Raw genomic sequence first — 25,235 nt, forward strand, 5'->3', positions numbered from 1 at the left:
GTCGGGATCCTCCTGAGATTCCACCATGCCACCGCCCGGCCTGGGTGGGCCGGGACGGCATCATCCGTCCCACCCAAGACCTTCTCGCCGATTCGCACAAGGGTGCAAATCGGGGTAACCGGGTGCTGCGATCTCTCTTTCCACGGCCGGGAAACTCTGTTGCACCGCAGGACCAGCATCGCTCACGATGCGTTCATGAGCACGACGGGGGAGACCGCGCGGGCCGCGGTCATGGCGCCGACGGGGGTGGCGCCATGAGCGCGCGCCTGCGCGGCATCGCACGCGAGACCGAGGAGATCGTGGCGGCGGGCACGTACCGCACGCCCGGTGGCCGTGAGGTCGCGCTCGCGGCGGCGATCGAGGCCGCCCGGGCCGGTACGCGGCTGCACGGCCCCGACCCGGTGCCGGTGCCACCGGCCCCCGCGGCCGACACGGTCTTCGAGGTCACCGGCGAGAGCAGCCTGGAGGCCGCCCGCCGCCTCGCGGAACCGGTCGCCGTCCTGAACTTCGCCTCCGCCCGCAATCCCGGCGGCGGCTACCTGGGCGGCGCCCAGGCCCAGGAGGAGGCCCTGTGCCGCGCCTCCGCCCTGTACACGTGCCTGCTCCGGGCCCCGGAGTACTACGACCATCATCGCGCCCACCGCGACCCGTTCTACACGGACCGTGTCATCCACTCACCGGCCGTGCCCGTCTTCCGCGACGACCGCGGCCGCCTGCTGGACGAGCCGTACACGGCGGGATTCCTGACCTCGCCGGCCCCGAACGCCGGAGTCGTCCGGCGTACGGTCCCGGAGCGCGCGACCGAGCTGCCGTCCGCCCTGTCGGTGCGCGCCGAGCGGGTGCTGGAGACCGCGGCGGCGCACCGGTACCGGCGGCTGGTGCTGGGCGCCTGGGGCTGCGGAGTCTTCCAGAACGACCCCGCGCAGGTCGCGGGCGCCTTCCGCGGGCTGCTGGGCCCCGGCGGGCGGTTCGCGGGGGCCTTCGAGCACATCGTGTTCGGGATCCTGGACCGCACACCGGGAGCCGTGGTGCGCGAGGCATTCGTACGGGCCTTTCCGGAGCGTCAGCTCCAGCCGTAGCGCTCGTGCAGCCGGTGCCTCACCAGGTTGAACCGGCCGCGGTCCAGCGCGCACGCCTCCCGGCGCATGCCCTCCTCGTGGAGCCGCAGGACGCGGTCCACGTCGACCCAGGAGTCACGCCCCGATCGGTCCCACGGCCCGCTGCCGATCCCCACCCACTCCCGGTCGCCGTCGTGTCGCTTGCTTGACAGCTGCACGGCGAGGAACGTCCCCGCGGCCTCCCGGGCCACCACGAGCACCGGGCGGTCCTTGCCCCGCCCGTCGTTCTCCTCGAAGGGCACCCAGGTCCACACGATCTCCCCGGGGTCCGGGTCGCCGTCGTGCGCGGGGGAGTACTCGGTGCGCACCCGGCCCACCTCGCGGGGGTCGGCCTCGGTGGTGGCGCGGGGGCCGTGGCGGCCGGGGACGTTCTCGTCGGTCTCATCGATGAAGGCGGTCACGGGTGGCACCCTACGGGGCGTGGGTGACGGAGTGTCCACCGGTCCTGGGCAGATGGTCGTCCACCAGTGCGAAGGTGGCGTCCGGCCGTTCCAGCGGCGGGAGATGACCGGCTTCGGGGACGAGTTCGAACCGCCCCGGCCGAAGGCGGCCGCCCCTGAACGAAGCGGGCGGCGCACGCTGACCGCGTGCGCCGCCCCTGCGTCCGAACCGGGGTCTACCTCACGTCGTCCTCCACCGGCACCTTCTGCGCCGGAGGCGGCGTCACGGCTCCGTTCAGCGGCGAAGTGCCCGCCGGGCTCTGCCCGTTGTGGTTCATCGAGGAGAGCAGCTGGCGGGCCAGCCCCAGGCCCGTGCCGCCCATGGTGAGCGCCTTCGCGAACAACTCGGCCATGCCGTCGGCGCCGTTGAGCAGCACCATGTTGTCGACGTTGCCGAAGGCGGACGCGCCCGCCTGGACGATCTCCGGCCAGTGCTCGGCGAGTTGCTGGGCGACGACCGCCTCCTGGTTCTCGGCGAGGGCGGCGGCGCGGGCCTTGATCGCCTCCGCCTCGGCGAGGCCCTGGGCCTTGGTCGCCTCGGCCTCCGCCAGACCCCTGGCCTGCGCGGCGGCCGCCTCGGCCTCACCGGTGGCCCGGGTCGCCGCCGCGGTGGCCGCACCCCGGGTCTTCGTGGCCTCGGCCTCGGCGCCCGCGGCCGTCTTCACCCGGGTCGCCTCGGCCGCCGCCGCCAGCTCCGTCTCCTTCGCCTTGGCCTGCGCCGCCGAGATACGGACGTCGCGCTCCGCCTCGGCCAGCGTGCGCTTCTCGTAGGCCTTGGCGTCGGCGGGCTTGCGGACGTCGGCCTGGAGCTGCTGTTCGCGCCGGTGCGCCTCCAGCTCGGCGACCCGGGTCTCCTGGACGACGACCTCCTGCCGGGCCGCGGCCGCGGCGAGCGGGCCGGCCTGCTGCGCCTTCGCCGCCGCCTTGTCCCGCTCGGCCTGGTAACCGGCCTGGAGGATCTCGCTGTCCCGGGTGGCCTCCGCCATCCGGGCGAACGACTGCTGCTCCGCCTCGGTGGCGAGACGATTCGCCTCCGCCTGCGCGATGCGCGCGTCCCGCTGGACGGCCGCCGCGTGCGGCATCGCCAGGTTCTGGATGTACCCGGTCGGGTCCTCGATCTCGTGGATCTGGAGCGAGTCGACGATCAGGCCGAGCTTCTCCATCTCCGTACCGCAGGCCGCCCGGGTCTGCCCGGTCAGCTTCTCCCGGTCCCGGATCATGTCCTCCACCGTCAACCCGCCCACGATCGAGCGGAGATGACCGGCGAAGACGTTGTGCACCCGCTCCGACATCAGCTTCTGCTGGTCCAGGAAGCGGCGTGCGGCGTTGGCGACCGACACGAAGTCGTCGCCCACCTTGAAGATGACCACGCCCCGCACCTTCAGCGGGATGCCCTGCTGGGTCACGCAGTCCACCTGTAGTTCGGTCTCGTTCAGGTCGAGCGAGAGCTTGCGCACCGCCTGCACACCGGGCAGCACCAGCGTGCCGCGTCCCGTGACGATGCGGAACCCCATGCCCTCCTCGAGGCCCTCGGTACGGTGCTTGGAACCGGAGATGATGAGCGCCTCGTTCGGTTCTGCGACCCGCCACATCATCTTGAACAGACCGATCAACACGGCAACGGCGACGACCGCCGTTCCCGCAACGACGCCGACGACCATCGGCATACGCCCCCTTTGCATGGTGCCCTTTCGGCACCGAACGAAGGGAGTGTGCTCCTCGGCGAAGCCGGGGAGAAGGCGCTGACGAATCCTTGTTGCAATCTTGACGCACACGCCCCTCACCTGCGGCGCGGCATGCTCAACTGTCGTACGCCGGAGCCACGTACACCGTTCTCGGCGGCAGGTACTCGACCACCATCACCACCGTGCCCGGCTCGATCCGGCCGCCGCCGTCGGCCGCGTACGCCAGGAAGTGCTCGGCGCCGCCCCGCACCCGGACGATCACCTCGCCGACCAGACCGGGCCCGATCCTCCCGGTGACCCGCCCCATGAGCCCGACCATCGACGCATCGTCCATGGTCACAGGGTAGGTCCTCGCGACGGCACGGGGCCGGGCCGCGGGCTCAGTCCGGCGCGGAGTCCGGCGAGTTGACCGCCACCGGGTCGGCGCCGGGTACGGGTCGCCGCCGTACCGGCGCGACCACCGTGCGGCGCTGCGTGCGGCGCCGCGTCCGGTCCGTGCGGCCGGGCGGCGGTGGCCGCCTGCCGTCCTCCGGCTCGTCCTCGATACGGTACAGCTGACTCCGGTACAGCGTCACGCCGCCGGTGACCGCCCGCGCGCAGAGCACCGCCAGGACGCCCGGGCCGAGCAGCGAGGCGTCACCCAGCATCTCCGCGGTCATCACCAGCACGCCCAGCGGAGCGTTCGCCACCGCGCCCAGGCAGGCGGCCATGCCCGCCGCCACCGCGACCAGCGGACTGCCAGGGGCGAGTCCGAGCGGCTCCGCCAGCCGCCACACCGCCGCGCCGACCCCGGCGCCCACGACCATGCAGGGTCCGAAGATGCCCCCCGAACCGCCCGAGCCGACCGTCAGCGCCGTACCCGCGATCTTGGCCGCCGGGATCGCCAGGACCACCGCCAGCGGCAGGTCCAGCAGCAGCCGACGCGAGGTCATCGCCTCCATCAGGCCGTACCCGGTACCCAGCACCCCCGGCACCAGCAGACCCAGACCGCCGACCAGAAGCGCCGCCACGGCCGGTACCGCGATCCGGGCGAGCGTGGAGCGGGCCCGCACTTCCACGCGCGTGTGCACGGCGTAGAAGCACCACGTGTACACCCGCCCGGCGCCGCCCGCGACCAGACCGACCACCGCCACGAGGGCCAGCCCGGCCGCACCGCCGACCCCCTGACCGCCATGCCCGCCGAGCGCGGGCGCGAACCCGTAACAGGCGCCGAACACCAGCCAGCCCGCGACCGAGGCGATCAGCGCCTTCGGCAGGACCCGGGCGTCCATGTCCCTGCGGTACAGCAGCTCCGCCCCGAGCAGCGCTCCGCCGAGCGGCGCCTTGAAGATGGCGCCCACCCCGGCCGCGAGACCGATCACCAGCGCGGTACGGGCCTCCTGCCGTGACATGCCGGTGCGCCGGGCGATGACGGAGCCGAACGCCGCCGAGATCTGCGCGGCCGGCCCCTCCGTACCGCCGGAGCCGCCCGAGCCGATGGTCACGGCCGACGCCACGAGCTTCACCACCGTCACCCGGCCCCGCATGCCCGTCGGATCCTGGTGTGCCGCCGCGATCGCGGCGTCCGTGCCGTGACCGCGCGCCTCGGGCGCCAGCCACACCGCGAACGCCGTGGCGAGCAGCGCGCCGCCGGCCGCCACCAGGGGTACCAGCCAGGGGCGGCCGGATCCGGCCAGCTCACGGAAGCCGCCCTCCGCGGACGAGCGGTAGGGCCGGTAGCCGGCCACGGAATCCAGGAGCCAGCCGGTGCACAGGTGCAGCAGCCCGAACAGCGCGGCCGCCCCCAGTCCCGCCACCACGCCGATCAGGGCGGCCGTCGGCGCCCAGCGTGCCAAGGAGTCGTCCGTGCCCGGCACCGGCCGGAACCGGGCGGCGAGCGCCCGTAAGGAACGGCGTCCCGCACGCCCACCCGTACCACGCGCCCCCGTGTCCACCCGCACGCTCCCGACAGCCGGCACCTTCGTCCCCTAGAGCCTGACGGGCCAAGGGGCCAAGGTCAACTGCGCGGCGAGTCAAGGAGATTGACGGACCATCACACGATGCGAACGCATATCGCACAACTGTCCCCCGCGCCCCGGCAGCAGCGTTCCGGGGCGCCCGAATCATGGGCTGACCTGCTCACGTTCCTCTGGTTATCCTCAAAGCCGGTTCAACGGACAGCCATCGGGTGACAGCGACAGGGGGGCCGATGCCGATGCACAGCGGGACAGGTGAGCGCGCGGCGGACATGCTCGATCTGACAGGTCTGCCCCTGGAGTTCATCCTGGAGGGCGCGGACCCCGCTCTGTCCGCGGCGCTGCACCGCGTCCTGCGCCACCTGACCGGCGAGGAGGCGCCCGTGGCCGCCTACGACTCCGGGGGCGACAGCTCCGAAGGACCCCACGCACGCCCCGCTCCCGCGCCGTGACACCCCCGGCCGGTACACCGCACGGCAGGTGGCCCGACGACCTCCTCGACGTCGCCGCACTGCGCGCGGAAGGTCAACGCCCGTACCCTTTCCGGGAGTTCGTGGTCAAGGTACACAGCCGCTGCAATCTCGCCTGCACCTACTGTTATGTGTACGAGGCGGCCGACCAGCTCTGGCGGACCCAGCCGCGGACCATGGCGTGGCGGACGGCCGAGCAAGTGTGCCGCCGGATCGCCGAACACGCGGAACGGCACCGGCCGCCCACCCTGCGCGTCATCCTGCACGGCGGCGAGCCCCTGCTCGCAGGCCTCCCCCTGCTGCGGCACCTGACCCGTACCCTGCGCGGACTGCTCCCCGCCGGCACCACCGCCGAGGTACTCGTCCAGACCAACGGCACCCTCCTCGACGACGAGGTGCTGCGCCTGTGCCACGAGGAGGACATCAGTATCGCGGTCAGCCTGGACGGCACCGCCCAGGTCCACGACAGGGCGCGCCGGGACCGCGCCGGGCGCGGCAGCCACGCCCGGGTCGCCGCCGCGCTGCGCCGCCTCGGCGCACCCGAGCACCGCGCCGTGTGGGCCGGCATCCTGTCCACCGTCGACGTCACGGCCGACCCCGTCGCCACCTACGAACACCTGCTGTCCTACGACCCGCCCGCGCTCCGTCTGCTGCTGCCCCTGGGCAACTGGACCGACCGGCCGCCGCACCGCACCGCCGATCCCTCCCACACGCCCTACGGCCGGTGGCTGGCCACCGTGTTCGACCTCTGGTACCGCTCGCCCGGACCACCTGTACGCCTCGCGTTCTTCGAGTCCGTCCTCGACCTGCTGCTCGGCGGCGTCACCCGCACCGAAACCATCGGCGGGGCGCCCTCCCAGCTCGCCGTCGTCGACACCGACGGCTCACTCACCCTGTCCGACCAGCTCAAGTCCGCGTACGAGGGGGCCGATCGCAGCGGGCTCGACGTCCACCGCCACGCGTTCGACGCGCTCCTCGACCATCCCGGGGTGGTGGCTCGGCAGTTGGCCGCGCACGGGCTCGCCGAGCGGTGCCGGGCCTGCCCGGTGGTCGGAGTGTGCGGCGGCGGCCACTACCCGCATCGCTACCGCGCCGGAGACGGCTACCTCAACCCCTCCGTGTACTGCTCCGACCTGCTGGCGCTGATTCGGCACGTGGCCGGGGTCCTCCGCGCGGACCTCGACCGAGCCGGCGGGGCACGCCCTTGACGCACCACCCGCCGGCCGTCGCGCGCGTGCCCGCGCTGAGCCTGCCGCCGGACCTGTGGCGACAGATTGCCCGCGGCACGCCGGACCCCGGCACGCTGAGGCTGCTCGCCGCCGCTCGCGCGGGCCGCAACCTCCTGCTGCTGCGCGCACTCCACCAGGACCCCCGGACACCGGCCGGCCCGCTCCCGGGCATCGAGGTCCTCGCGACGGCGCGCCGGCACGCGCCCGCCGTGTTCGACACGCTGGTCCAGGATCCGGCCACCGGTCTCCTGCTCGCCGATGCCGTACGCCGCGGCCGTCACGACGCCGTGGCCGTCCTCGCGGCGGCCGCCGGGCACCGCGTCGGCATCCCCTTCCGCCTGGACGTCCCGGTACGCCACGGCACGCTCGTCCTGCCCGGCCTCGGCCACACCACCCTGGCCCCGCACACGGCCACGGCCCGCGTGACCCGCGGGCCGCACGGCACGACCGTCATCACCGCCGACGCGCACACCCCGGTGACGGTCCCGGACCGACCCGGGGACACCACGGTCGTCTGGACACCGGTGCCCCGGCTGCGGTTCGGTGTGCACGGTGCCCAGTGGGCCGCGCGGCTCGACAGCCACGGGCCGCCGCCGCTCGGCGCGGCCCTGGAACCGGCGGCGCTCGCCCGCTGGCGGTGGCGGCTAGGGGCGGCCTGGGCATGGCTGGCCGAGCGTCACCCCGACCGGGCCGGGACCGTGCGCGGCACGCTCCGTGCGGTCATGCCCCTCAGCCCGGGCCCGCCCGCGCGCTGGCTCAGCGCCTCCTTCGGCGACGCCGTCGGACTCGTCGCCCTCGCGCCCCTCGACGACCCGGCCGAACTCGCCGCCGCCCTCGTCCACGAGGCCCAGCACTCACTGCTCTACGCCCTGCAGGACCTCACCCGGCTCCTCGACGCCCCATCCGGCTCGCACGGTCCCGCCCCCTGGAGCGACAGGCCCCGGCCGCCCTCGGCCCTTCTGCAGGGTGCCGTCGCGTTCCTGGCCACGGCCGGGTTCTGGCGCACGGAGGCGGCCCACGGCAACCCCGCCGCGCACGCGCCGTACGAGCGCTGGCGCGGCACCGCCCGCAGGGCCGCGGAGGAACTGGGCCACGGAGGCTGGCTCACCGCCGACGGACACCGGCTCGTGGACGCTTTGCTGGACGTCCTCACCGAGTGGGACGCCCAGGGACCGGCCTGATCCGAACCGAACCCCTCCGGCCTTCGGACGGACACCGGGACTTTCGCAACGGGCCCTAGATCGGCGGCGGCTCGATGTCGCACTCCGCGCGTGTCCCGGCGGCCGCGTTCCGGCTCTCCGGATGGTCCGCGCCGAGCGTCGCGAGATAGCGGCGCTGCACCGAGGCGAGCAGTTCCTCGCCCGCCGCCGTGTCGCCCGTCGCGGCCATGTCGAGTGCCACGTTGGTGAGGGCGGCCAGCGTCGCGGGATGCCGGTCGCCGTAGCGGGCCTCCAGCATGCGGGCGCACTCCTCGCCGAGTGCCCGGGCCGACTCCGGGTCGCCGCCCAGGGACAGGTCGGTGGCGAGGTTGACCCGGGCGAGCAGCAGCCACGGATGGTCGTCCGGGAGCGCCGTCCCGAGTGCCGCCACCGTCTCCTGGTCGACCCGGCGGGCCTCGGCGTGCTGCCGCGCGGCGCGCAGGGCGGCGCCGTGGTTCACGCCGGCGGCGCCCGCGAGCGGGTGCCCCGCGCCCAGTACCGCGTGGTAGCCGCGCAGCGCCTCGGCGCTGTGGGCGCGCGCCGCCTCCGGATCGCCGGTCAGCCGCAGGTCGTTGGAGAGGTTGGTCAGCGCCGCCAGCGTGTCGATGTGCTCGGAGCCGAAATGCCCCCGGTACAGCTCCAGCACCTCCCGTGCCAGGGCGAGTCCCTGCTCGAACTCGCCCGCCTTGCGGCAGGTCACCGACGTGTTCTTGATGGCGCGCAGGGTGTGCGGGTGCTGGTCGCCGTACTGCTCGCGGTACCGCGCCAGGGTGCTCGTCTGCAACACCAGCGCATCCACGTACCGGCCGCATTCGCGCAGGTCGCGGGCGACGTTGTTGATGGAGAACAGCGTGGAGCGGGCTGTGGGGCCCAGGATCTCGAGGCGGGCCTCGTGGATCTTCTCGTCGAGGGCGAGGGCCTCCTCGTACATGCCGTTGACGCGCAGGCTCACCCCGTAGTTGTGCCCGACGGTCAGGGCCTTCGGGGCGCGGGCGCCGTGCAGTCGGGCACTGCGCTCGTAGGCGTCCCGGTCCAGCGCCAGCGCCTCGGTGAACCGGCCCGCCGCGCGCAGGTCGGCGGCGGTCGCGCCGGCCACCGTGAGGGTGTACTCGTGGTCGTCGCCCACAGTGGCCCGCAGCCGTTGGAGTACGTCCTCGTTGATCCGCCGGGACGCCTCGAACTCGGCCAACTGCCAGTGTGCGCTGGCCTGCTGACGCTGCGCCCACAGGGTCTGGGGGTGGTCGGCGCCCAGCGTGGCGGTCCACACGTCGGTGATCCTGCGGCCCAGGTGCGTGGCGCCCCGGAAGTCGCCGGAGGCGATCACGTAACCGAGGATGCTCAGCGCCGTCTCGCGGGCGGTCTCGTCCCCGCAGTGCAGCAGGCCGGTCGGCTCCAGATGGGGGAGGATGTCGGCGTAGTTGCGCCAGTTCTCCGGCCGCTGGGAGTCGCCGGGGTCGTGCGCGGCGATGACCCGGTGCACCAGGTGGCGCAGTACCGTGCCCTCGTCCTCGGACAGTTCGTCCTGGAGTACGCCGGCGAGCAGGCGGTGCACCTGGAGGGTGCCGGTCGCGGGGTTGACGGTCAGCAGCGAGAACTGGTTGATGGCCCGGATGGCCCGCCCCCGGGCCAGCTCGTCCCGGGCCACCGGTGCGAGGGCGTCGGGCAGGGGGAGCAGGCGGGCGTCGCGCAGGAACGACTGGGCGATCGGTTCCGGCCCGAAGAAGGCCAGCAGCCGCAGCAGTTCGAGGGCCTGCGGGTTCTGTGCGCGCAGCAGGTCCACCGAGGTGCGCCAGGTGGCCGCGACGGGCTGGATGCCGGACGCCGACGGCTCGGCGAGCACCTCCTGGCGGCGGTGCTCCAGCAGGTCCAGGTAGACCCCGGTGCGGATGCCGGACTGCGCCTGCGCGGCGACCGAGTGCTCCAGCGCCAGCGGCAGGTCGCCGAGCGACTCGGCGAGCCGGTCCGCCTCCTCCGGGGTCGCCCACGGCGTGCGGTGGCGCAGGAACCCGATGCTCTCCTCCCGGGTGAACACGTCCACGCGCAGCGCGTTGACCCGCTCGGCCCACCCGGAATGCCGCGAGGTCACCAGCACGTGCCCGGCCCCGTCGGGCACGCCGAGCATGGACGGGATGTAGGGGACGACGTCCTCGGGCGCCGCCGCGTTGTCCATCACCAGCAGCCAGCGCCGGAACGGGGCCCCGGTCGCCATCGCCTCGAGCACCCGGTCCACCGGGTCACCCGCTCCTTCGGCGGCCGCGCCGAAGTCCGGTACGAGGGAGGCGAGCTGCTGCCGGATCACGGCGGGCTGTTCGGCGTCGATCCACCAGATCCGCTCGTACTCGGTGTGGTGGCGGTGCACGTACTCGACAGCGAGCCTGGTCTTGCCGACCCCGCCCATGCCGTACAGGGCGTACGGCAGGACGGCGACCCGGTCGCCCGAGTTCAGCAGGGACCGCAGCCGGTCCAGTTCCGCCTCCCGGCCCGTGAAGTAGGAGGCCTGGGGCAGGGGCATGGCGCGCGGCAGCCGGGCGGGCCGCTGCGGCCGTGCGGGAGCGGCGGCCGCCGCGACACCGGACTTGAGGCGTCCGGTGGTGGGGTCCGGCGGTGTGGTGGGAGAAGGGGCGGGATCCATCGACGCGACCTCCGTGTGCTGAGCCGGGTCCCCGGGACGAGGAATGGTGGCGGGCGCTGCGTCCCCCCGAGGCATGCCAGGCTGACGGCCGTTCTCCTCCCCACCGGCCGGTGCGTCCAAAGACATGTGCTCCCGTGCGCGGGCCAGCGCACCTCCGTAGACCGGTCCGAGTGCGGCCAGCGCGGGGACGGCCGCGGACAGCAGTTCCCGCTCCGCGGCGCCGAGCCGGACACCGTCCAGCTCCGCGGGTGCCGACACCAGGGTGCCGAGCAGCCCGGAGGCCGCTCCCATCGCCCGTCCGGCGGCGTCCGAGACCTCCTGGAGGGTGCGCAGGGTCTCGGTACGGCCGAGGCCCCGCAGCAGCCGGTCGCGTACGCCGTCCAGGAACTCGTAGCGCGGGCCGCCGGCGTCGGTGTCGGTGCGCGCCGACAGCAGACCGCCGAGCAGGATCTCCGCGAGCGGCAGCGGTCCGGTCGCGCGCCCCAGCAGACGCTGCACCGCGCCGACCGCCTCGGGCCGCAGCGGCACCATCGCCAGGCGGGTCGCGAGCCGCTGGGCCTGGGGGGAGGCATGGCGCAGGAAGCGGTGCACCGCCTGCTCGGGGGTGGCCGGACGGGTCCGGCGGCCGGAGGCCAGCGGGGGCAGGGACGCGGGTGCCAGGCCGTCCTCGTCCAGCAGCAGCGCCGCCACATCGCTGTGCCCGCCGGCCTCGCCCGTGACCATGCGGGCCCACCCCGCGAACCAGGAGGCCTCCAGCTCCAGCACCGGCACGGCCACCGTGCCCGGCCGCGCCCAGCGCCGGCCGTGCCGCAGCAGGAACTGCGCGTTCGGCATCCCGGCCGCGTCGGCGCGCACCCGTACGTCGCGGGGCACCGCCTCACACAGGTCCCACAGGCGGCTGGGCAGCGGCTGGAGCACGGCGACGGGTGCGTGGCGTGCCCAGCGACGCAGCAGCCGGGGAACGGTGCCGGCCGCCCAGGCGTCCCCGACGCAGTCGGTCATCAGCAGCACCAGCCGCCTGCTCCGCGGATCGAACAGCTCGTCCGGGGCCCGGGCGGGGCCGCCCCGCTCCGGACGCAACCGGGCGGCCTTGCCTTCGCGGGTGTCCAGCCGCCACACCCGTACGTCCGCGAAGGCGCCCTGCCGCCGCATGAGTTCGGCGAGCTCGTCGGCGACGCCCCACCACGGGGCCATCGACACGCTCTGCTCGACGACCAGCGCCACCTCGAACCACCGGTCCGGCTCGGCCCGCAGGACGGGGTTCCACCGGCCGAGCTCGGCGGACCGGACGGCTGTCGCCTCGTCGTCCAGGGTGTGCCGGTGCCGGGAGCGGACCCGGCGGTTGAACGGCCTGAGGGCCCGGGCGAGCCGGAGGGGGTCGCGCAGGACGCCGGGGCGGATGTCGGGGTCGAAGAGGGACCGCGGTATCCGGTCCGGGACGAGCCGGACGGCCGGGGTCGCCGCAGCGGCGGTGGTGAGCTCCGCCGGCTCCTCGTCGGGTGGGGGCGCCGTCTCCGGGTGCGGCGTGGGCGGGACATCGCGGGGAACGGTGGCGGGGGCGTCCGGCACCTGCGGGGTGTCGACGGGCTGTGGGTCCTGCGAGACTTGCGGGGCGGGCGGGGTACGTCCCGTGGGCTGCCCGGCGTGCGGGTGCGGCGCCCGGTCCCGTAACGCCTCGTCGCCCGCCCCGATGCGTTGCGCCAGCCACAGCGCCTCGGCCCACTCGCGCGCGGTCGGCTCCAGGCCGGTGCGGCCCGTCATGGTGAGGAGTCCGTCGCCAGGCTGCGCCAGAGCGCGGCCCGCAACCGTGTCCAGGACGCCTCGTCGGCGTCGGCCGCGCCGTTGGTGAGCATGTGCACGGTGTTGAGGAGCTGGTCGGCGGCGAGCGAGGCGTCCCCGCGCTCCTCGAGGAAGGAACGGATCAGCTGCCGGGCGCGCGGGTCCGTGTCCGGGCCGAAGTGCGACTCGATCATCGCGGCGAGCCGGTCCTCGTCCGCGGCGGCCAGCTCCACCTCCAGACACCTGCGCCGGAAGGCGGGCGAGAAGGCCCTTTCCCCGTTGCTGGTGATGACGACCACCGGGAACTCGGAGCAGCGCACCCTGCCGTCGCGCACCAGGACCGGAGCACCGTGGTCGGCCGTGCCGACACTCGCCTCGCGGCGCGACCGGCCGAGCCGTTCCAGCTCCCGGATGCGGAACTCGCCCTCCTCGAAGATGTGCAGCAGGTCGTTGGGCAGGTCGACGTCGCTCTTGTCGAGCTCGTCGATGAGCAGCACCCGCGGCCGCTTCCAGGGCAGCAGGGCGGTGCCCAGCGGGCCGAGCGTGAGGTAGCGGCCGACGTCGGGCAGTGGGCCGCGCTGCCCGCCGGTGCCGGGGCCGACGGGGGCGTCCTGCACCCGGCCGATGGCGTCGTAGTCGTACAGCCCGTCACGCAGTGTGGTCCGGCTGACCACCGGCCACCACAGCACACGGCCCAGGCCCAGTTCCGCGGCGATCTGGTAGGCCAGACTGGACTTGCCGGTGCCGGGCTGGCCGCTGACCAGCAGGGGGCGGCGGAGCTGGATCGCGGCGTTGATCACGTCGACGACCGCGGGGTCCAGGGTGCCGGCCCGGCGCGCGCCCAGTTTGCGGTCGACGTCCGAGGAGTCGGGCGGTGCGGGGATCTCCAGGGGCGGACTGTCGGTGTCGGGCCTGAAGCGTCGCCAGGGCGGCGGGGAGGGCAGTGGGGGCAGCGGATCGGAGGGCGCGTGATGGGCGCCGCTGTCCCGGAACACCCACCAGGAGGGGGGCCCGGGGTGCCGCGCCTGCCGAACGTCGGTCGTCTCCCCGCTCATGGATGGCCACCCCCGGTCCGCGGATGCCCCAGCGCGGCCTCCGCCCCCTCCAGTCCGTCTTGGCTGTCCCAGACTAGGGTCACGCGGCGATGCAGGTCCAGCGTCGCCGACGGGCCGCCGACGCGCGGGGTGGCGCCGCCCCGAAGATGTCGTACCCGGTCCGGCAGCGCGGCCAACCTGCCGGCCAGGACTTTCCCCAACTCGGGCCGCATATCGGCGTGTTGGGAGGGGCCGCGGAGTGCGACGATGGCCGGTATGCCCACCTCCAGAAGGACGTAGACGGGATCCGTCTGGAAGTCGCCTTCGTACGGCGGCGGTTCCAGCAGAACGAAGCAGAAAGGTGTGTCCCCGTCCCGGAGCTGGCTGAGCAGGTCGTACGGCTCCGGGATGGTGTCGGAGGCGACGAACCGTACGGCCGGGGCGTCGAAGGCCCCGTTCGGATGCGACTCCAGCCAGGCGAGCCGGCGGCGCAGCGCGGGCCACCAGTGCCGGTTGCGGAACCGGTCGCGGCTGCGTACCAGGACGGTGTGGTCGGCGCCGATCGGGCGGGCCACCGAGCCGGCGGGTCTGACCTTGAACTGGTCGACCTCGAGCCACAGCAGCGGTCTCGGCAGCAGGAACTCCACCGCCAGTCCGGCGCTCAGTTCGCCGAGCCGGTCCAGCACCCCTTGGTGCAGTCCGGCGACCGTCTCCTCCAGCGCCCGGCGCGAGGTCACCCGGCAGTCACCGAGCAGGGAGCGCGGCCCCTCGCCGGGCGCCAGCAGCCAGCCCCGCACGTGGTACTCGTCCGGTGCGGCCGGGTGGGCCACGATCTCCACCAGCAGCCGGCACGGATGGAAGGGGCGCCCGAGCCGGGCCGACTCCTGGGCCCGGACCCGGGCGAGCAGCTGCGGGGCACAGCCGACGCGCTGCGCCACCCTGTCGTTCCACGCCCGTAACCCATCTCCCAGCGCCCCTGGTTGGTGTACGGCGACGGCTTCGACGATGGAGACCAGGGGATGCGCCTCGTCCGGCAGTACGAGCGCGTCCTCCAGGGCGTCGAGCAGGTCCGCCGTGGGGTCCTGCCGTTCGGGGTCGCCGAGGGCGGCCGACTCCAGGGACGGCAGGAAGCGCAGCGCGACCTGTTCGAGGGCCGGACCGCAGCGCCGGGCGGCCAGCAGGCCGGTCAGCTCCTCGCGCTCGGCCTGCGTGAGCAGCCGCACCGGGTACAGCCGCAGATACATGCGCTCGACCTCCGCCCAGGCCAGGGTGCCGGTACGGCCGCTGCCGAGGGTGTCGAGGTAGAAGCGCAGCCCGCCGGGATAGGCGTCGCACTGGCGCAGCGTGGCGTACAGGTCCTCCCGGAGGATCCCCGACTGCTCGACGTCCAGCGGTCCGACGTGCTCGGCGAAGGCGTCGGCGGCGCGCCGGAGCGGCAGGCGCTTGTCGAGGCCGGGAATCCGTGCGATAAGACCCGCCAGCTCCCAGAACAGGTCGGTACGAGGTGTGCCGGCGCCTCTCACGGCGTCGGCCCGCCGTCGCGCAGCCCGCGCACGACCCGCTCGAGCTCCCGCATCGGCAGCGAGTCCCGCTCGTACCAGCGCAGGGCGTCGACGAGCCGGTCGACGCCGTCGGCGTACTGGACGCACAGCTCCGCGACGCCGCGCATGTCCTCGATCAGCACGGGTGACCGTTCCGCGAGGTCGAAGATGTCGTCACCGGCGTCCCGCAGCACGCTCTCCCGGCGCTGCGGATCCCGCATGCTCGGCACCCGCGCCAGGGCGGCGGCCAGTTCCCGGTCGGCGCCGCGCGGCCAGCCGCGCCGGGGCTCCGGCCCGTCCCGCACCGCGTCGGCGAGCAGCGGGCAGTGACGTACGGCGGACTCGACCGGGATCATCCAGGCGGTGGCGGCCCCGGACCGCAGCGCCGCGACGACGATGCCGACGACGTCGCCCTCCTCGTCGACGGCCCCCGCTCCGCTGTAGCCGCCACGCACCCGGGAGGCCGCCCCGTCCAGGCCGTCCAGCTGGACCCAGTCCGGGCCCGCCGCCCCGAGCAGCCGGGCAGCGACCCAGATGCCGGGCGGTTCGTCCGTGGCCTGTCCGAAGACCCGGACGCCGCGGCCGCGGGACGGCCCGCAGGGCCGCAATCGGGCCGGCCGGCAGTCGGCCGGCGTCGGACCGTTCAGCCGCAGGACCGCGACGTCCGCCTGCTGCCCGTTCGGCGGGGCCCAGCCGCCCGGCAGCACGGAACCGTGAGAGACCTGCCCGGTCCGGGAGACCGGATGGTCGAGGGTGACCAGCCGCTCCCGCGGGCTCTCGTCCTCCGCCAAGCCCAGTATGGCGCTCACCACGTGAGCGCATGTCAGTACCCGTCCCCCGTCCACCAGAACACCCGATCCCACCGGTGTGTTGTCCGCGCCGAGAAGGCGTACCCGCCATGAGTCCTCGATCGACTGCGACACCCCGCGCCCCGTTCGCTCCGTCTTGACACGATGTTGACAGAGAACGGCTGCCGGTGACACCCGTCTGCCGATGTCACAGCGGTCGTGTCACGACGCCTCGACGGCGGCGGTGCTCGGCTTGGGCGGCCACAGCTCGTACCACCGCAGCTCCGCCTCCAGTTGGGCGGCGAGGGAGAGCAGCAGCGGCTCGCTGTTCGCCGGGCCGAGCAGCTGGGCGCCCACCGGCAGGCCGCCGTCGACGAAGCCGGCCGGGACGTTGACACCGGGCCAGCCCAGCACGTTCCACGGCCAGGCGTAGGGGCAGGCGGCGATCATGGCGCGGTCGGTGGCCAGGCCGCCGAGGTCGTGGAAGGCGCCGATGAGAGGCGGGGGAGCGGCCGTCGTCGGCGCGAGGACGACGTCGTACGACTGGAAGAACCCGCCGATCCTGCGGTGCATGACCGCCTCGGCGCGCCGGGCCGCCCGCAGCGGGGCCCCGCCGAGCAGCCGGCCCATACGGGCGGCGCCGTGGGTGCGCCGGTCGAGCAGCGTGGGCTCGGGCGCCTCACGGACCCGTTCGGCGATGCCGGCCGTGGCACGCGGCACGAAGGTCAGCCCGATCTGCCCGTACGGCGGGTCGGCCTCCTCGACGATGTGCCCCAACGCGGCCAGTTTCCCGGCGAGTTCGACGACCCGGGTCCGTACCTCCGGCCGGAGCCGGGCGGGCACGGCGGTGAACGGCGGTTTGAGGGAGAGCGCGATGCGCAGCCGGCCGGGGTCGCGCCCGACCGCGGCGACGGCGTCGACGGCCGGCGGGCGGTGCGGGTCGAGCGTGTGGTTGCCGCTCGCCGCGTCCAGCAGCAGGGCCGCGTCGGCGACCGTACGGGCCAGTGTGCCGTTGACCGTGATGCCCTGGAAGGACTCGCCGCGCGGCCAGGTGGAGACGCGGCCGCGCTGCGGCTTGACGCCGATCAGATGGGTCCAGGAGGCCGGGATCCGCACCGATCCGGCGCCGTCGGAGCCGAGCGCGGCCGGGACCAGACCGGCCGCGACGGCGGCGGCCGACCCCCCGGAGGAGCCGCCCGGCGTGTGCTCCGTATGCCATGGATTGCGGGTCTCGCCGAACGCGGGTCCCTCCGTGAACGGCCACTGCCCGAACTCGCAGGTGTTCGTCTTGCCGACGATCACGGCCCCGGCCGCGCGCAGCCTCCGTACCGCCTCGCCGTCCTCGGGCACCGGCGGGAACGTGCCCCGGCAGCCGAACGCGGTGGGCTCGCCCGCCACGTCCATGTCGTCCTTCACCGCGACGGGTACCCCGAGCAGCGGCCGCCGGGCTCCGGTGGCCAGTTCCCGGTCGGCGGCGTCCGCCTCGGCGAGCGCGGCCTCCGCCCGGACGATCCGGAAGGCGTTGAGCGAACCCTGGGTGGCCTCGATCCGCGCCAGGGCCGCCTCGACCAGCGCGCGGGAGGTCACCTCCCCCTCGGCCAGCGCGCGAGCGGACTCCGCCAGGCCTGCGGCACGGTCGAGCGTCATTGCGGGACACCTCCGGGAGCACGTCGTCTACCGAACGGTAACGTCCGAGAGGCGCGACGGACAGCTTTTCCACAGGTGGCATCCAGCCACGTCGGAACCATTGACGTGCACCTGCCGCACCTCTAGCTTCTTGCCGACTTTTCGAACCTCGTTCGAAAAGTCGAACCATCCTTCGAGTTTTCCCAGGGAGAGCCGCCCGTGAGCACCTGACCCCCCGCCCCCGCCCCGTCCCGCCGCAGCCTCCTGCGCGCACTGGCCGCCCTGCCCGCCTCGGCGGTCGTGCTGGGCGAGTTCCCCGGCCTGCTCGGCACGGCCGCGGCCGCCGCGCCCGCGAGCGGCTCCGCCACCCGCTACACGATCGTGCCGTTCCTCGACAGCGACGACGGCACGGTCAACGTCTACCAGTCGGACGACGCCACCGACTTCCGCCTCGTGAAGGCCTCCGCGTACACCCCGCCGGTGAACCGCATCCGGGACGCCAGCGTCTTGAAGCACACGGATGGCTCCTACTACCTCACCTACACCACCCACACCTGGCAGGACGTCAGCACCACCATCGGCTTCGCCCGCAGCTCCGACCGGGTCGACTGGACGTTCCTGTACGACTACACGGTCCCGCTGGCGAACCTGTCCCGCGCGTGGGCCCCCGAGTGGTTCGTGGACACGGACGGCGGCGTCAGCGTGATCGTGTCGTGCTCGACCGCCGACGACGAGTGGATCTTCACGCCGTACCTGCTGAAGGCCACCAACTCGGCGCTGACGGCCTGGAGTTCACCGGTGGCCCTCTCGGGTATCGGCTCGAACCACATCGACACGTACATCGTGAAGGTCGGCTCGACGTACCACGCCTTCACCAAGAACGAGACGACGAAGTACATCGAGTACGCCACCGCCACGAGCCTCACCGGCCCCTACACGATCTCCAGGGCCGGCGACTGGGCCGGCTGGGGCAGTTACCGTGAGGGTCCCTCGGTGATCCAGCTCGACAACGGCGCCTGGCGGATCTTCTTCGACGGCTACGGCGACGGCAACTACTACTACAGCGACAGCTACGACACCTTCGCCACGTGGAGCACGCCGAAGGCGTTGCCCGGCATCTCGGGCACCGCCCGCCACTTCACGGTCGTCAAGGAGACGGTGTCCGGCGGCGCGAGCCTCACCAGGAACGCCACCCGCTCCTTCCGGTCGGCCAACTACGCGACCCGGTACTGGGAGGAACAGTCCGCCTTGCTCAACCTGCCGGTGGTGACCGCCTCCAGCGCCACCGCCGACAAGCAGGCCGCCACGTTCACCGTGGTCGCCGGCCTGGCGGACGCAGGCGGCTACTCGTTCCGCGACGCGTCGGGCAACTATCTGCGGCACTACGGCTTCCGCGGCCGCTTCGACGCCGACGACGGGACGACGACGTTCGCGAAGGACGCCACGTTCATCGCGCGGGTGGGCTCGGCCACCGGGTCGGTGCGCTTCGAGTCGTACAACTACCCCGGCTACTACCTGCGCCACTACGACTACCAGTTGCGCGTCGACGTGTCCGACGGCACGGACCTGTTCCGGCAGGACAGCTCCTTCGTGCCGGTGACGGCCTGGGGCTCGTAGGGCGGGGGTCAGGGGCGGGGCGGTCGGATCCGCATGCCGGGGCGGCGTCGGTGGACGGTCAGGTACGACATGCCGGCCGCGCCCGCGACCAGGCCTCGGGTGCTGCCGTGCGGCAGCCAGGCCACGCTTCCGGTGCCCAGGGGCTGTGGGCCCTCCGTGGAGACCAGTGTGCCCTCGCCGGCGACGACCAGCAGCAGGACGTCCAGGTCCGGCTCGGTGTGGGGGTCGACGCGCCGCGTGGGCGGCAGACGGACGATGTTGGCGTCGAGCTGCCGCCCGGGTTCGGCCAGCCGCCACAGCGCGCCTGCCGACATGTCGTCGGGCGCGGCGAGCGACTCGGTGTCGCACAGGATCCGGGGAGTCGGGGCCGGCGCGGCCGGACGGGGGTGGTCGCCTTCCTCATGTGTCACGCCCATAAATTAGCATCTCGCATGCATATTTCACGTGCGTAGGTGCGTAGGTGCGCAGGTGCGCAGACGCGGAAGGAAAGGGGCGATGGCATGACGACCGGGTCGGCCGCCGTAGCCGCAGGGGTCACGTTCGTCTGGCTGGGGATGGTGCTCGCCATCTCCTTCCTGGAGGCGCCGCTCAAGTTCCGGGCCCCGGAGGTGACCGTGCGCATCGGGCTCGGCGTCGGCCGTCTCGCCTTCCGGGCCTCAACCTCGTCGAGGAGGCCGGGTGTTCCCGCGCTCACCCGGTGTACGTGGCCTTCGAGGCGGCCAAGGTGGTGGTCCTGCCGGCGCTGGGCATCACCGCGCCGGCGGTGATCACCTGACCGGGCATGTCCTGGACAGCTCGGGTTACTCCGCTGGTATGGCACCGACAACGCGATCCACTCAGCCGGACGAGTCCGCACAACCATCCGAACCGTCCTGGCCGGCGGTGCTGAAGGGCACGGTCAAGGAGTTCCAGGACGACGAACTGGCCGACCGGGCCGCGGCACTGACGTACTACGGGGTGCTGTCGATGTTCCCGGCGCTGCTGGTGCTGGTCTCCCTGCTGGGCATCGCCGGCGAGTCGGCGACCCAGGAAGTCCTGGACAACATCAAGAAGCTGGCCCCGGGGCCGGCCCGGGACCTCATCGGCGACGCGGTGCAGCAGTTGCAGGGCAGGGGCGGCATCGGGTCGCTCATGGCCGTCGTCGGCATCCTGCTGGCGGTCTGGTCGGCCTCCGGCTACATCGCGGCGTTCATCCGCTCGGCCAACGCCGTCTACGACATGCCCGAGGGCCGGCCGATGTGGAAGATCCTGCCCGTACGGGTGGGCGTCACGGTCGCGCTGCTGGTGCTCGCGGTGATCAGCGCGCTGATCGTGGTGTTCACCGGCGGCATCGCCCGCCAGGCCGGCGGGGCGCTGGGCATCGGCGACTCGGCCCTGAGGGCCTGGTCGATCGCGAAGTGGCCGGTGCTGGTCGTCCTGGTCATGGTCATGATCGCGCTGCTGTACTGGGCGGCCCCGAACGTGAAGGGCCGTGGCTTCCGCTGGATCACGCCGGGCAGTGTGCTGGCCCTGGTCGTCTGGATGATCGCCTCGGCCGGTTTCGCCTTCTACGTGTCGAACTTCGCCTCGTACAACAAGACCTACGGCACGCTCGCCGGTGTGATCGTCTTCCTGGTGTGGCTGTGGATCAGCAACATCGCGATCCTGCTGGGCCTCGAGTTCGACGCCGAACTGGCCCGTCGGCGCGCCGTCGCCGACGGTCTGCCCGAGGACGCGGAACCGTATCTGCCGCCCCGCGACACCCGTGCCTGGAGCGAGGAGGAGCAGCGCCACATGGAGGAGGTGGAGGAGCGCGCGGAGGAGGAGGTCCGGCACCACTCCGAGTGAGGGCGGTCGTTCACGGTTCGCGGTGTTCGTGCGCCGCGCTCTCCAGTGCGGCCGCCTCGGCCTCCGCCAGCCGTGTCTCCGCGGCCACGTCGATGTCGCGGGTCAGCAGCCAGTACAGGATCGCGGACACCGGCAGGCCGACGAAGAGGGAGATGTCGGCACCGTCGAGCGCCTTGGCGATCGGGCCGACGTACAGGGTGCCCACGGAGAAGAACGGCACCATCACGGCGAACCCCACCAGGTAGGCGATGATCCCGTGCCAGCCCCAGCGACCGTAGATCCCGTGCGGGTGGAAGATCTCGGCGATCGCGTAGTGCCCGCGGCGCACGACGTAGTAGTCCATCAGGTTCACCGCGGTCCACGGGATGAAGAGGTAGAGGACCAGCAGCAGGAAGTTGTTGAAGTTCTCCAGGAAGTTCGCGGTCGCGGCCAGCGCGCCGAGCACGGAGAGGACCGCGGTCAGCCCGATGGTCACCAGCCGGACAGTCAGGGTCGGTGTCACCCGCCGGAAGGAGTCGATGGCGCTGATCAGGGTGAGCGAGCCGCCGTACATGTTCAGCGCGGTGACGGACACCAGGCCGAGCGTGGCGAAGAGCAGAACGATCGCGCCGAACCCGTCGAACACCTTGTCGCCCGCCGCGTTGATCGAGGCGATCGTGTCGAAGTCCTTGCCCGCCCAGGCGGCCAGCAGGGTCCCGAGGACCATCAGCCAGATGCCGCCGAGCGCCGAGCCGAAGTAGGTCCAGTAGAAGGTCTTGCGGACGGTGACGTCCGGCGGAAGGTAGCGCGAGTAGTCCGAGACGTAGATGGCCCAGCTGATCTGGTAGCCGGCGACCACGCCGAACTGGGCGAGGAACGGCGTCCACGCGAAATGCCCGAGGTCGAAGGAGCCCGGCGGGTAGTGGAGGGTGGCCAGGACGCCCACCGTGAAGACGCCGAAGATCACGAGGAAGGTGTACGTCAGGACGCGCTCGGCCTTGTGGATGATGTCGTAGCCGACCAGCGCGATGACGAAGGCGACGGCGGTCACCACGATCACCCACAGCTTGACGCCCCCGTGCAGCGTGCTGTGCAGCGCCTCTCCGGCGAGGATGGTGTTGAAGACGTTGAACCCCGCGTACTGCACATAGGCGAAGATCCACACCAGCAGGGCACCGACGTAGCCGAACTGGGGCCGCGACTGGATCATCTGCGGCAGTCCGAGCTGTGGGCCCTGGGCCGAGTGGAAGGCCATGAAGAACGTGCCGATGACGGTTCCGGCGACGATCGCGATGAGCGACCAGATGAGGTTGCCGCCCGAGGTGATGCTGATCAGCCCCACCGCGAGCGTCGCGATCTGCGCGTTGGACATGAACCACAGAGGTCCCAGATGCCACAGCTTGCCGTGCCGTTCGTCCAGCGGGACGTAGTCGATCGAGCGGATCTCCAGGCCCGTCACCCGGGGAGTCGTTGGGGTCGTCATGGTGCCTCCCGAGTGCTCGATCGTCACTGTGGCCATGTTCTTCCCCCGGGTGCGGAAGCACCAGTCCTGTGCGCCAGGCTTCCCCGGACGGCACCGGCCGGGAGCAGGCGCTTTCCGCGTGTCGACCCGGAGGCGCCGGGTACTAGGAGAACCCGGCCCGAGGCCCGGGCCGAAGGGGGCTGCGCCGGGCACGGCGGGGCGCGGAGATGGGAGTGGTCATGACGCAGAACGGGGAGGACGTGACGCTCGCCCGGCGCCGGGCGGAACTCCACCTGGCGGCGGAGGGTCCCGCACAGGCCCCGGTGCCCACGGAGCCCGCACCCTCCGTGCCCGCGGAGCCCGTACCGCACCCGCAGGCACGTGAGCTGCCCCAGGACCGCAGCCAGGCGATCCTCGAGGCGGCCAAACGGGTGGGCGCGGTCCTCAAGCGGAAGGGACACACCTTCGCGCTGGCCGGCAGCGTGGCCGTGTACGCGCACGGCGGCAGCCGGCACCTTCAGCACGACGCCGACTTCTGCGTCCTCCCCGAGGACGCCGAGGCGGTCGCCGCGACACTGCGCGAGGCCGGGCTCGGCGTCCGGGTGCCGCCCGAGGACTGGCTGCTGAAGGCGACCTGCTTCGAGCAGGACGTCGACATCATCTTCGAACTGGCGCACCAGCCGGTCAGCCCCGAACTGCTCGAGCGGGCGCAGTACCTTCCGGTCGACTCCGTGCACATGCCCGTACTGGCGCCGACCGACCTCATGCGCAGTCTCGTCACCGCCTTCTCCGAGCACCACTGCGACTTCGGGTCGGTACTGCCCGTCGCCCGTGCGCTGCGCGAGAAGGTCGACTGGGAGGACGTACGCAAGAGCTGCGGGGACGAGCCGATGCCCGCGGCCTTCCTCTTCCTCCTGGAACGCCTGCACGTCATCGAACCGCGTAAGGAGCAGCCATGACCGACCAGGGCGCCGTCCACGCGCCTGGCCCCGAGATGGTTGAGCACTTGGACTACCGCGTCGCCCACCTCGCCGACCGGCTGGCCGCAGGGCCCCTCGGCGAGTTGGGGGTCCGTGCCGAGATCCGGGGCGAGGCAGTCCTGCTGACCGGCACGGTGCCGTCCGCGCAGTGCCGCGACGACATCCTCCGCCTGGCCCGTGAGGCGCTGGCGGGCCACCCGGTCCACTCGGACATCTGCGTCGCGGGGACCTCCTCGCCCGGCGAGGCGGAGGAGCTCGCATGATCCGGGTCGCGGCCGTAGGGGACATCCACATGGGGCTTGAGAGCCAGGGAGTGCTCCGGCCCTCGTTCGAAACGCTGCCCGGCTGCGCCGACGTGCTGCTGCTGGCCGGGGACCTCACCCGGCACGGCACGCCCGACGAGGCCCAGGTGGTCGCCCGGGAGATCAAGGACCTCGGGGTCCCGGTCGTCGCGGTGCTGGGCAACCACGACCACCACGACGACCGGCCCGAGGAGGTCACCGCCATCCTGCGGGACGCGGGCGCGCACGTCCTCGAAGGACAGTCGGTCGTCGTGACCGGCGAGGACGGATCCCGGATCGGCGTGGCCGGCACCAAGGGGTTCGGCGGCGGGTTCGTCGGGCGCTGCGCCGGGGAGTTCGGCGAGCCGATCATGAAGGAGTTCGTCCGGTACTCACGGCGGTGCGCGGACGCGCTGTGCGCGTCCCTGCGGGAGCTGGACGAGTGGGGGTGCGACGCGCGGATCGCGCTGACCCACTTCTCGCCCGTGCCGGACACCCTCGCGGGGGAGCCGCTGGAGATCTATCCCTTCCTCGGCAGCTATCTGCTGGCCGAGGCGATCGACACCGGCGGTGCCGATCTCGCGGTGCACGGGCACGCGCACGCCGGTACGGAACACGGGATGACCGGCGGGGGCGTCAAGGTGCGCAATGTGGCCCAGCCGGTCATCGGGCGCGCCTTCCACGTCTACCACCTGCGGGAACGGGAGCCGGTGGCGGTGCCGACGGGTGACGGGGCCGCGTCTGGCTGAGGTGGGGTGTGGCCGACGACACGTCAACGGCGGGGGTCCGGCGGGGCTACGGTTTTACGTAGTCCCCCTTCCCCGGCAGCTCGGACGGCCCCTGAGTGCTCGCAGACCTCTCCCCGCTCATCGCGGCGACCGCCCAATGGCTGACCCGCGCCTACCCGCCCAGCGGCGGGGCGCTCGCTTCCGCCCTGTGCGAGATGCAGGCGCGGCAGGCCGTCACGGTCGCCGCCTGGCTGCGGTACCCCACCGCCATGGACGCCGCCCTGGTCGGCATGGCCGGTCCCGGTGGCTCCGGCGCGCTGGACTGGATCACCGGAGTGACCGTGTCCGAGGACGACGAGCCGGAGACGTGGGCGTGGCGCACCTGGGTCGACGAGGTCGTCGCCAGCTGGGCGGCCGGGCTGCTCACCGACCCGGGGCTGGCCGCCCTGGCGGTGGCCGCGCTCGCGGACGGCGAGCACACCGCTGACACGCCGGTCGAGTTCCGGCGCCTCACCGGCCCCGACGAGGCCGACCGCCGGGCCGCGGCCCTGCTGCGCCACCCCGACCTCCTCGCCCCGGTCGCGGAACTCCACCGCGCCCAGCTCCTGGACCGCCTCGGCCCGGGCCGGGCGCTGGCCGCCTGAGAACGCGGGAGTCCGGCCGTCGGGGCCGGCGAGCGGGCGTACGGCCGGATGGCTCCGCCTGTCCTCGCCCCCGCCGCCCCTACCCATCCCCGTCCCCAGGGGCTCCGCCCCTTCAACCCCGCCGGCGGCTGCGCCCCCGGACCCCTGCGGGGCTGCGCCCCTGCATCCCGCCGGGGGCTGCGGCCCTTGGCCCGCTGCGGGACTGTGCCTCTGGATCCTGC

General features: G+C 73.2%; 21 protein-coding genes. 10 read left to right on the forward strand and 11 right to left on the reverse strand.

What is annotated here, in order from left to right; genetic code table 11:
* Positions 1 to 254 precede the first annotated feature (254 nt).
* Entirely contained in the window at positions 255 to 1,079 is an 825-nt protein-coding gene (locus ACWGJM_RS26035) for a TIGR02452 family protein (RefSeq protein ID WP_453414117.1), read from the forward strand.
* Here ACWGJM_RS26035 and ACWGJM_RS26040 read toward each other — a convergent pair.
* The 4 genes from ACWGJM_RS26040 to ACWGJM_RS26055 all read right to left on the reverse strand — a co-directional run bounded on the left by ACWGJM_RS26040 (position 1,064) and on the right by ACWGJM_RS26055 (position 5,078).
* Positions 1,064 to 1,519 carry a type II toxin-antitoxin system PemK/MazF family toxin gene (locus ACWGJM_RS26040; RefSeq protein WP_453414118.1) on the reverse strand — a complete coding sequence of 152 codons (456 nt, stop codon included), beginning with the start codon at positions 1,517 to 1,519 and terminating at the stop codon, positions 1,064 to 1,066. The genes ACWGJM_RS26035 and ACWGJM_RS26040 overlap by 16 nt on opposite strands.
* A gap of 215 nt (positions 1,520 to 1,734) precedes the next feature.
* Positions 1,735 to 3,225, reverse strand: a complete 1,491-nt coding sequence (locus tag ACWGJM_RS26045; RefSeq protein WP_453414119.1) for an SPFH domain-containing protein — start codon at positions 3,223 to 3,225, stop codon at positions 1,735 to 1,737.
* A gap of 133 nt (positions 3,226 to 3,358) precedes the next feature.
* Positions 3,359 to 3,577, reverse strand: a complete 219-nt coding sequence (locus ACWGJM_RS26050) for a hypothetical protein (protein ID WP_453414120.1) — start codon at positions 3,575 to 3,577, stop codon at positions 3,359 to 3,361.
* A gap of 46 nt (positions 3,578 to 3,623) precedes the next feature.
* Positions 3,624 to 5,078: a chloride channel protein gene (locus tag ACWGJM_RS26055; RefSeq protein ID WP_453414121.1), complete on the reverse strand. Its 1,455-nt coding sequence runs from the start codon at positions 5,076 to 5,078 to the stop codon at positions 3,624 to 3,626.
* 353 nt (positions 5,079 to 5,431) lie between these two features.
* On the opposite strand from ACWGJM_RS26055, the gene fxsA reads away from it, so the two are divergent.
* From fxsA to ACWGJM_RS26070, 3 genes are read left to right on the forward strand one after another with little or no spacing between them, the layout of a single operon-like run.
* Positions 5,432 to 5,650 (forward strand): FxSxx-COOH cyclophane-containing RiPP peptide, encoded by a 219-nt coding sequence (gene fxsA / locus ACWGJM_RS26060; RefSeq protein ID WP_453414122.1) that lies wholly within the window; start codon positions 5,432 to 5,434, stop codon positions 5,648 to 5,650.
* Positions 5,647 to 6,876, forward strand: a complete 1,230-nt coding sequence (locus ACWGJM_RS26065; RefSeq protein WP_453414123.1) for an FxsB family cyclophane-forming radical SAM/SPASM peptide maturase — start codon at positions 5,647 to 5,649, stop codon at positions 6,874 to 6,876. The genes fxsA and ACWGJM_RS26065 overlap by 4 nt, the downstream gene beginning before the upstream one ends.
* Complete coding sequence (locus tag ACWGJM_RS26070) at positions 6,873 to 8,078, forward strand: aKG-HExxH-type peptide beta-hydroxylase (protein ID WP_453414124.1); 1,206 nt, start codon at positions 6,873 to 6,875, stop codon at positions 8,076 to 8,078. Before ACWGJM_RS26065 ends, ACWGJM_RS26070 begins: the two co-directional genes overlap by 4 nt.
* A gap of 55 nt (positions 8,079 to 8,133) precedes the next feature.
* On the opposite strand, the gene fxsT is transcribed toward ACWGJM_RS26070, so the two are convergent.
* The 5 genes from fxsT to ACWGJM_RS26095 are packed head-to-tail and all read right to left on the reverse strand — an operon-like array spanning position 8,134 to position 17,517.
* The gene (gene fxsT / locus ACWGJM_RS26075) at positions 8,134 to 12,489 is read right to left on the reverse strand and encodes an FxSxx-COOH system tetratricopeptide repeat protein (RefSeq protein WP_453414125.1); all 4,356 of its coding nucleotides are present in this window, start codon (positions 12,487 to 12,489) and stop codon (positions 8,134 to 8,136) included.
* Positions 12,486 to 13,562 carry an AAA family ATPase gene (locus tag ACWGJM_RS26080; RefSeq protein ID WP_453414126.1) on the reverse strand — a complete coding sequence of 359 codons (1,077 nt, stop codon included), beginning with the start codon at positions 13,560 to 13,562 and terminating at the stop codon, positions 12,486 to 12,488. Before ACWGJM_RS26080 ends, fxsT begins: the two co-directional genes overlap by 4 nt.
* A complete protein-coding gene (locus ACWGJM_RS26085; protein ID WP_453414127.1) occupies positions 13,559 to 15,064 on the reverse strand; it encodes a VMAP-C domain-containing protein in 1,506 nt (501 codons plus the stop codon). Before ACWGJM_RS26085 ends, ACWGJM_RS26080 begins: the two co-directional genes overlap by 4 nt.
* Positions 15,061 to 16,065: a trypsin-like peptidase domain-containing protein gene (locus ACWGJM_RS26090; protein WP_453414128.1), complete on the reverse strand. Its 1,005-nt coding sequence runs from the start codon at positions 16,063 to 16,065 to the stop codon at positions 15,061 to 15,063. The genes ACWGJM_RS26085 and ACWGJM_RS26090 overlap by 4 nt, the downstream gene beginning before the upstream one ends.
* Before the next feature lie 27 nt (positions 16,066 to 16,092).
* A complete protein-coding gene (locus ACWGJM_RS26095) occupies positions 16,093 to 17,517 on the reverse strand; it encodes an amidase (RefSeq protein ID WP_453414129.1) in 1,425 nt (474 codons plus the stop codon).
* 243 nt (positions 17,518 to 17,760) lie between these two features.
* On the opposite strand from ACWGJM_RS26095, the gene ACWGJM_RS26100 reads away from it, so the two are divergent.
* Entirely contained in the window at positions 17,761 to 19,113 is a 1,353-nt protein-coding gene (locus ACWGJM_RS26100) for a glycoside hydrolase family 43 protein (protein ID WP_453414139.1), read from the forward strand.
* Positions 19,114 to 19,121: 8 nt separating this feature from the next.
* Here the strand turns inward: ACWGJM_RS26100 and ACWGJM_RS26105 are convergent, their stop codons facing one another.
* Complete coding sequence (locus ACWGJM_RS26105) at positions 19,122 to 19,523, reverse strand: hypothetical protein (RefSeq protein ID WP_453414130.1); 402 nt, start codon at positions 19,521 to 19,523, stop codon at positions 19,122 to 19,124.
* A gap of 403 nt (positions 19,524 to 19,926) precedes the next feature.
* On the opposite strand from ACWGJM_RS26105, the gene ACWGJM_RS26110 reads away from it, so the two are divergent.
* Complete coding sequence (locus tag ACWGJM_RS26110; protein WP_453414131.1) at positions 19,927 to 20,940, forward strand: YihY/virulence factor BrkB family protein; 1,014 nt, start codon at positions 19,927 to 19,929, stop codon at positions 20,938 to 20,940.
* A gap of 10 nt (positions 20,941 to 20,950) precedes the next feature.
* Here the strand turns inward: ACWGJM_RS26110 and ACWGJM_RS26115 are convergent, their stop codons facing one another.
* On the reverse strand, positions 20,951 to 22,402 hold the full coding sequence (locus ACWGJM_RS26115; RefSeq protein ID WP_453414132.1) for a purine-cytosine permease family protein: 1,452 nt from the start codon (positions 22,400 to 22,402) through the stop codon (positions 20,951 to 20,953).
* 218 nt (positions 22,403 to 22,620) lie between these two features.
* Here ACWGJM_RS26115 and ACWGJM_RS26120 point away from each other — a divergent pair, with 218 nt between their 5' ends.
* The 4 genes from ACWGJM_RS26120 (at position 22,621) to ACWGJM_RS26135 (ending at position 25,014) form a co-directional block, all read left to right on the forward strand.
* Positions 22,621 to 23,340 (forward strand): hypothetical protein, encoded by a 720-nt coding sequence (locus ACWGJM_RS26120; RefSeq protein WP_453414133.1) that lies wholly within the window; start codon positions 22,621 to 22,623, stop codon positions 23,338 to 23,340.
* Positions 23,337 to 23,624, forward strand: coding sequence for a BON domain-containing protein (locus ACWGJM_RS26125; protein ID WP_361808159.1), 288 nt, complete (start codon positions 23,337 to 23,339; stop codon positions 23,622 to 23,624). The genes ACWGJM_RS26120 and ACWGJM_RS26125 overlap by 4 nt, the downstream gene beginning before the upstream one ends.
* The gene (locus ACWGJM_RS26130; RefSeq protein WP_453414134.1) at positions 23,621 to 24,391 is read left to right on the forward strand and encodes a metallophosphoesterase family protein; all 771 of its coding nucleotides are present in this window, start codon (positions 23,621 to 23,623) and stop codon (positions 24,389 to 24,391) included. Before ACWGJM_RS26125 ends, ACWGJM_RS26130 begins: the two co-directional genes overlap by 4 nt.
* A gap of 95 nt (positions 24,392 to 24,486) precedes the next feature.
* The gene (locus ACWGJM_RS26135; protein ID WP_453414135.1) at positions 24,487 to 25,014 is read left to right on the forward strand and encodes a hypothetical protein; all 528 of its coding nucleotides are present in this window, start codon (positions 24,487 to 24,489) and stop codon (positions 25,012 to 25,014) included.
* The last annotated feature ends 221 nt before the right edge of the window (positions 25,015 to 25,235 follow it).

Source organism: Streptomyces sp. NPDC054834 (assembly GCF_053611185.1).

What these genes read in the sequence shown, in the direction of transcription:
- ACWGJM_RS26130 (WP_453414134.1), top strand. Translation starts at nt 23,621, where the DNA reads ATGATCCGGGTCGCGGCCGTAGGGGACATCCACATGGGGCTTGAGAGC.
- ACWGJM_RS26080 (WP_453414126.1), bottom strand. Translation starts at nt 13,562, where the DNA reads ATGAGCGGGGAGACGACCGACGTTCGGCAGGCGCGGCACCCCGGGCCC.
- ACWGJM_RS26045 (WP_453414119.1), bottom strand. Translation starts at nt 3,225, where the DNA reads ATGCCGATGGTCGTCGGCGTCGTTGCGGGAACGGCGGTCGTCGCCGTT.
- ACWGJM_RS26095 (WP_453414129.1), bottom strand. Translation starts at nt 17,517, where the DNA reads ATGACGCTCGACCGTGCCGCAGGCCTGGCGGAGTCCGCTCGCGCGCTG.
- fxsT (WP_453414125.1), bottom strand. Translation starts at nt 12,489, where the DNA reads ATGACGGGCCGCACCGGCCTGGAGCCGACCGCGCGCGAGTGGGCCGAG.
- ACWGJM_RS26120 (WP_453414133.1), top strand. Translation starts at nt 22,621, where the DNA reads ATGACGCAGAACGGGGAGGACGTGACGCTCGCCCGGCGCCGGGCGGAA.
- ACWGJM_RS26035 (WP_453414117.1), top strand. Translation starts at nt 255, where the DNA reads ATGAGCGCGCGCCTGCGCGGCATCGCACGCGAGACCGAGGAGATCGTG.
- ACWGJM_RS26125 (WP_361808159.1), top strand. Translation starts at nt 23,337, where the DNA reads ATGACCGACCAGGGCGCCGTCCACGCGCCTGGCCCCGAGATGGTTGAG.
- fxsA (WP_453414122.1), top strand. Translation starts at nt 5,432, where the DNA reads ATGCCGATGCACAGCGGGACAGGTGAGCGCGCGGCGGACATGCTCGAT.
- ACWGJM_RS26110 (WP_453414131.1), top strand. Translation starts at nt 19,927, where the DNA reads ATGGCACCGACAACGCGATCCACTCAGCCGGACGAGTCCGCACAACCA.
- ACWGJM_RS26050 (WP_453414120.1), bottom strand. Translation starts at nt 3,577, where the DNA reads ATGGACGATGCGTCGATGGTCGGGCTCATGGGGCGGGTCACCGGGAGG.
- ACWGJM_RS26115 (WP_453414132.1), bottom strand. Translation starts at nt 22,402, where the DNA reads ATGACGACCCCAACGACTCCCCGGGTGACGGGCCTGGAGATCCGCTCG.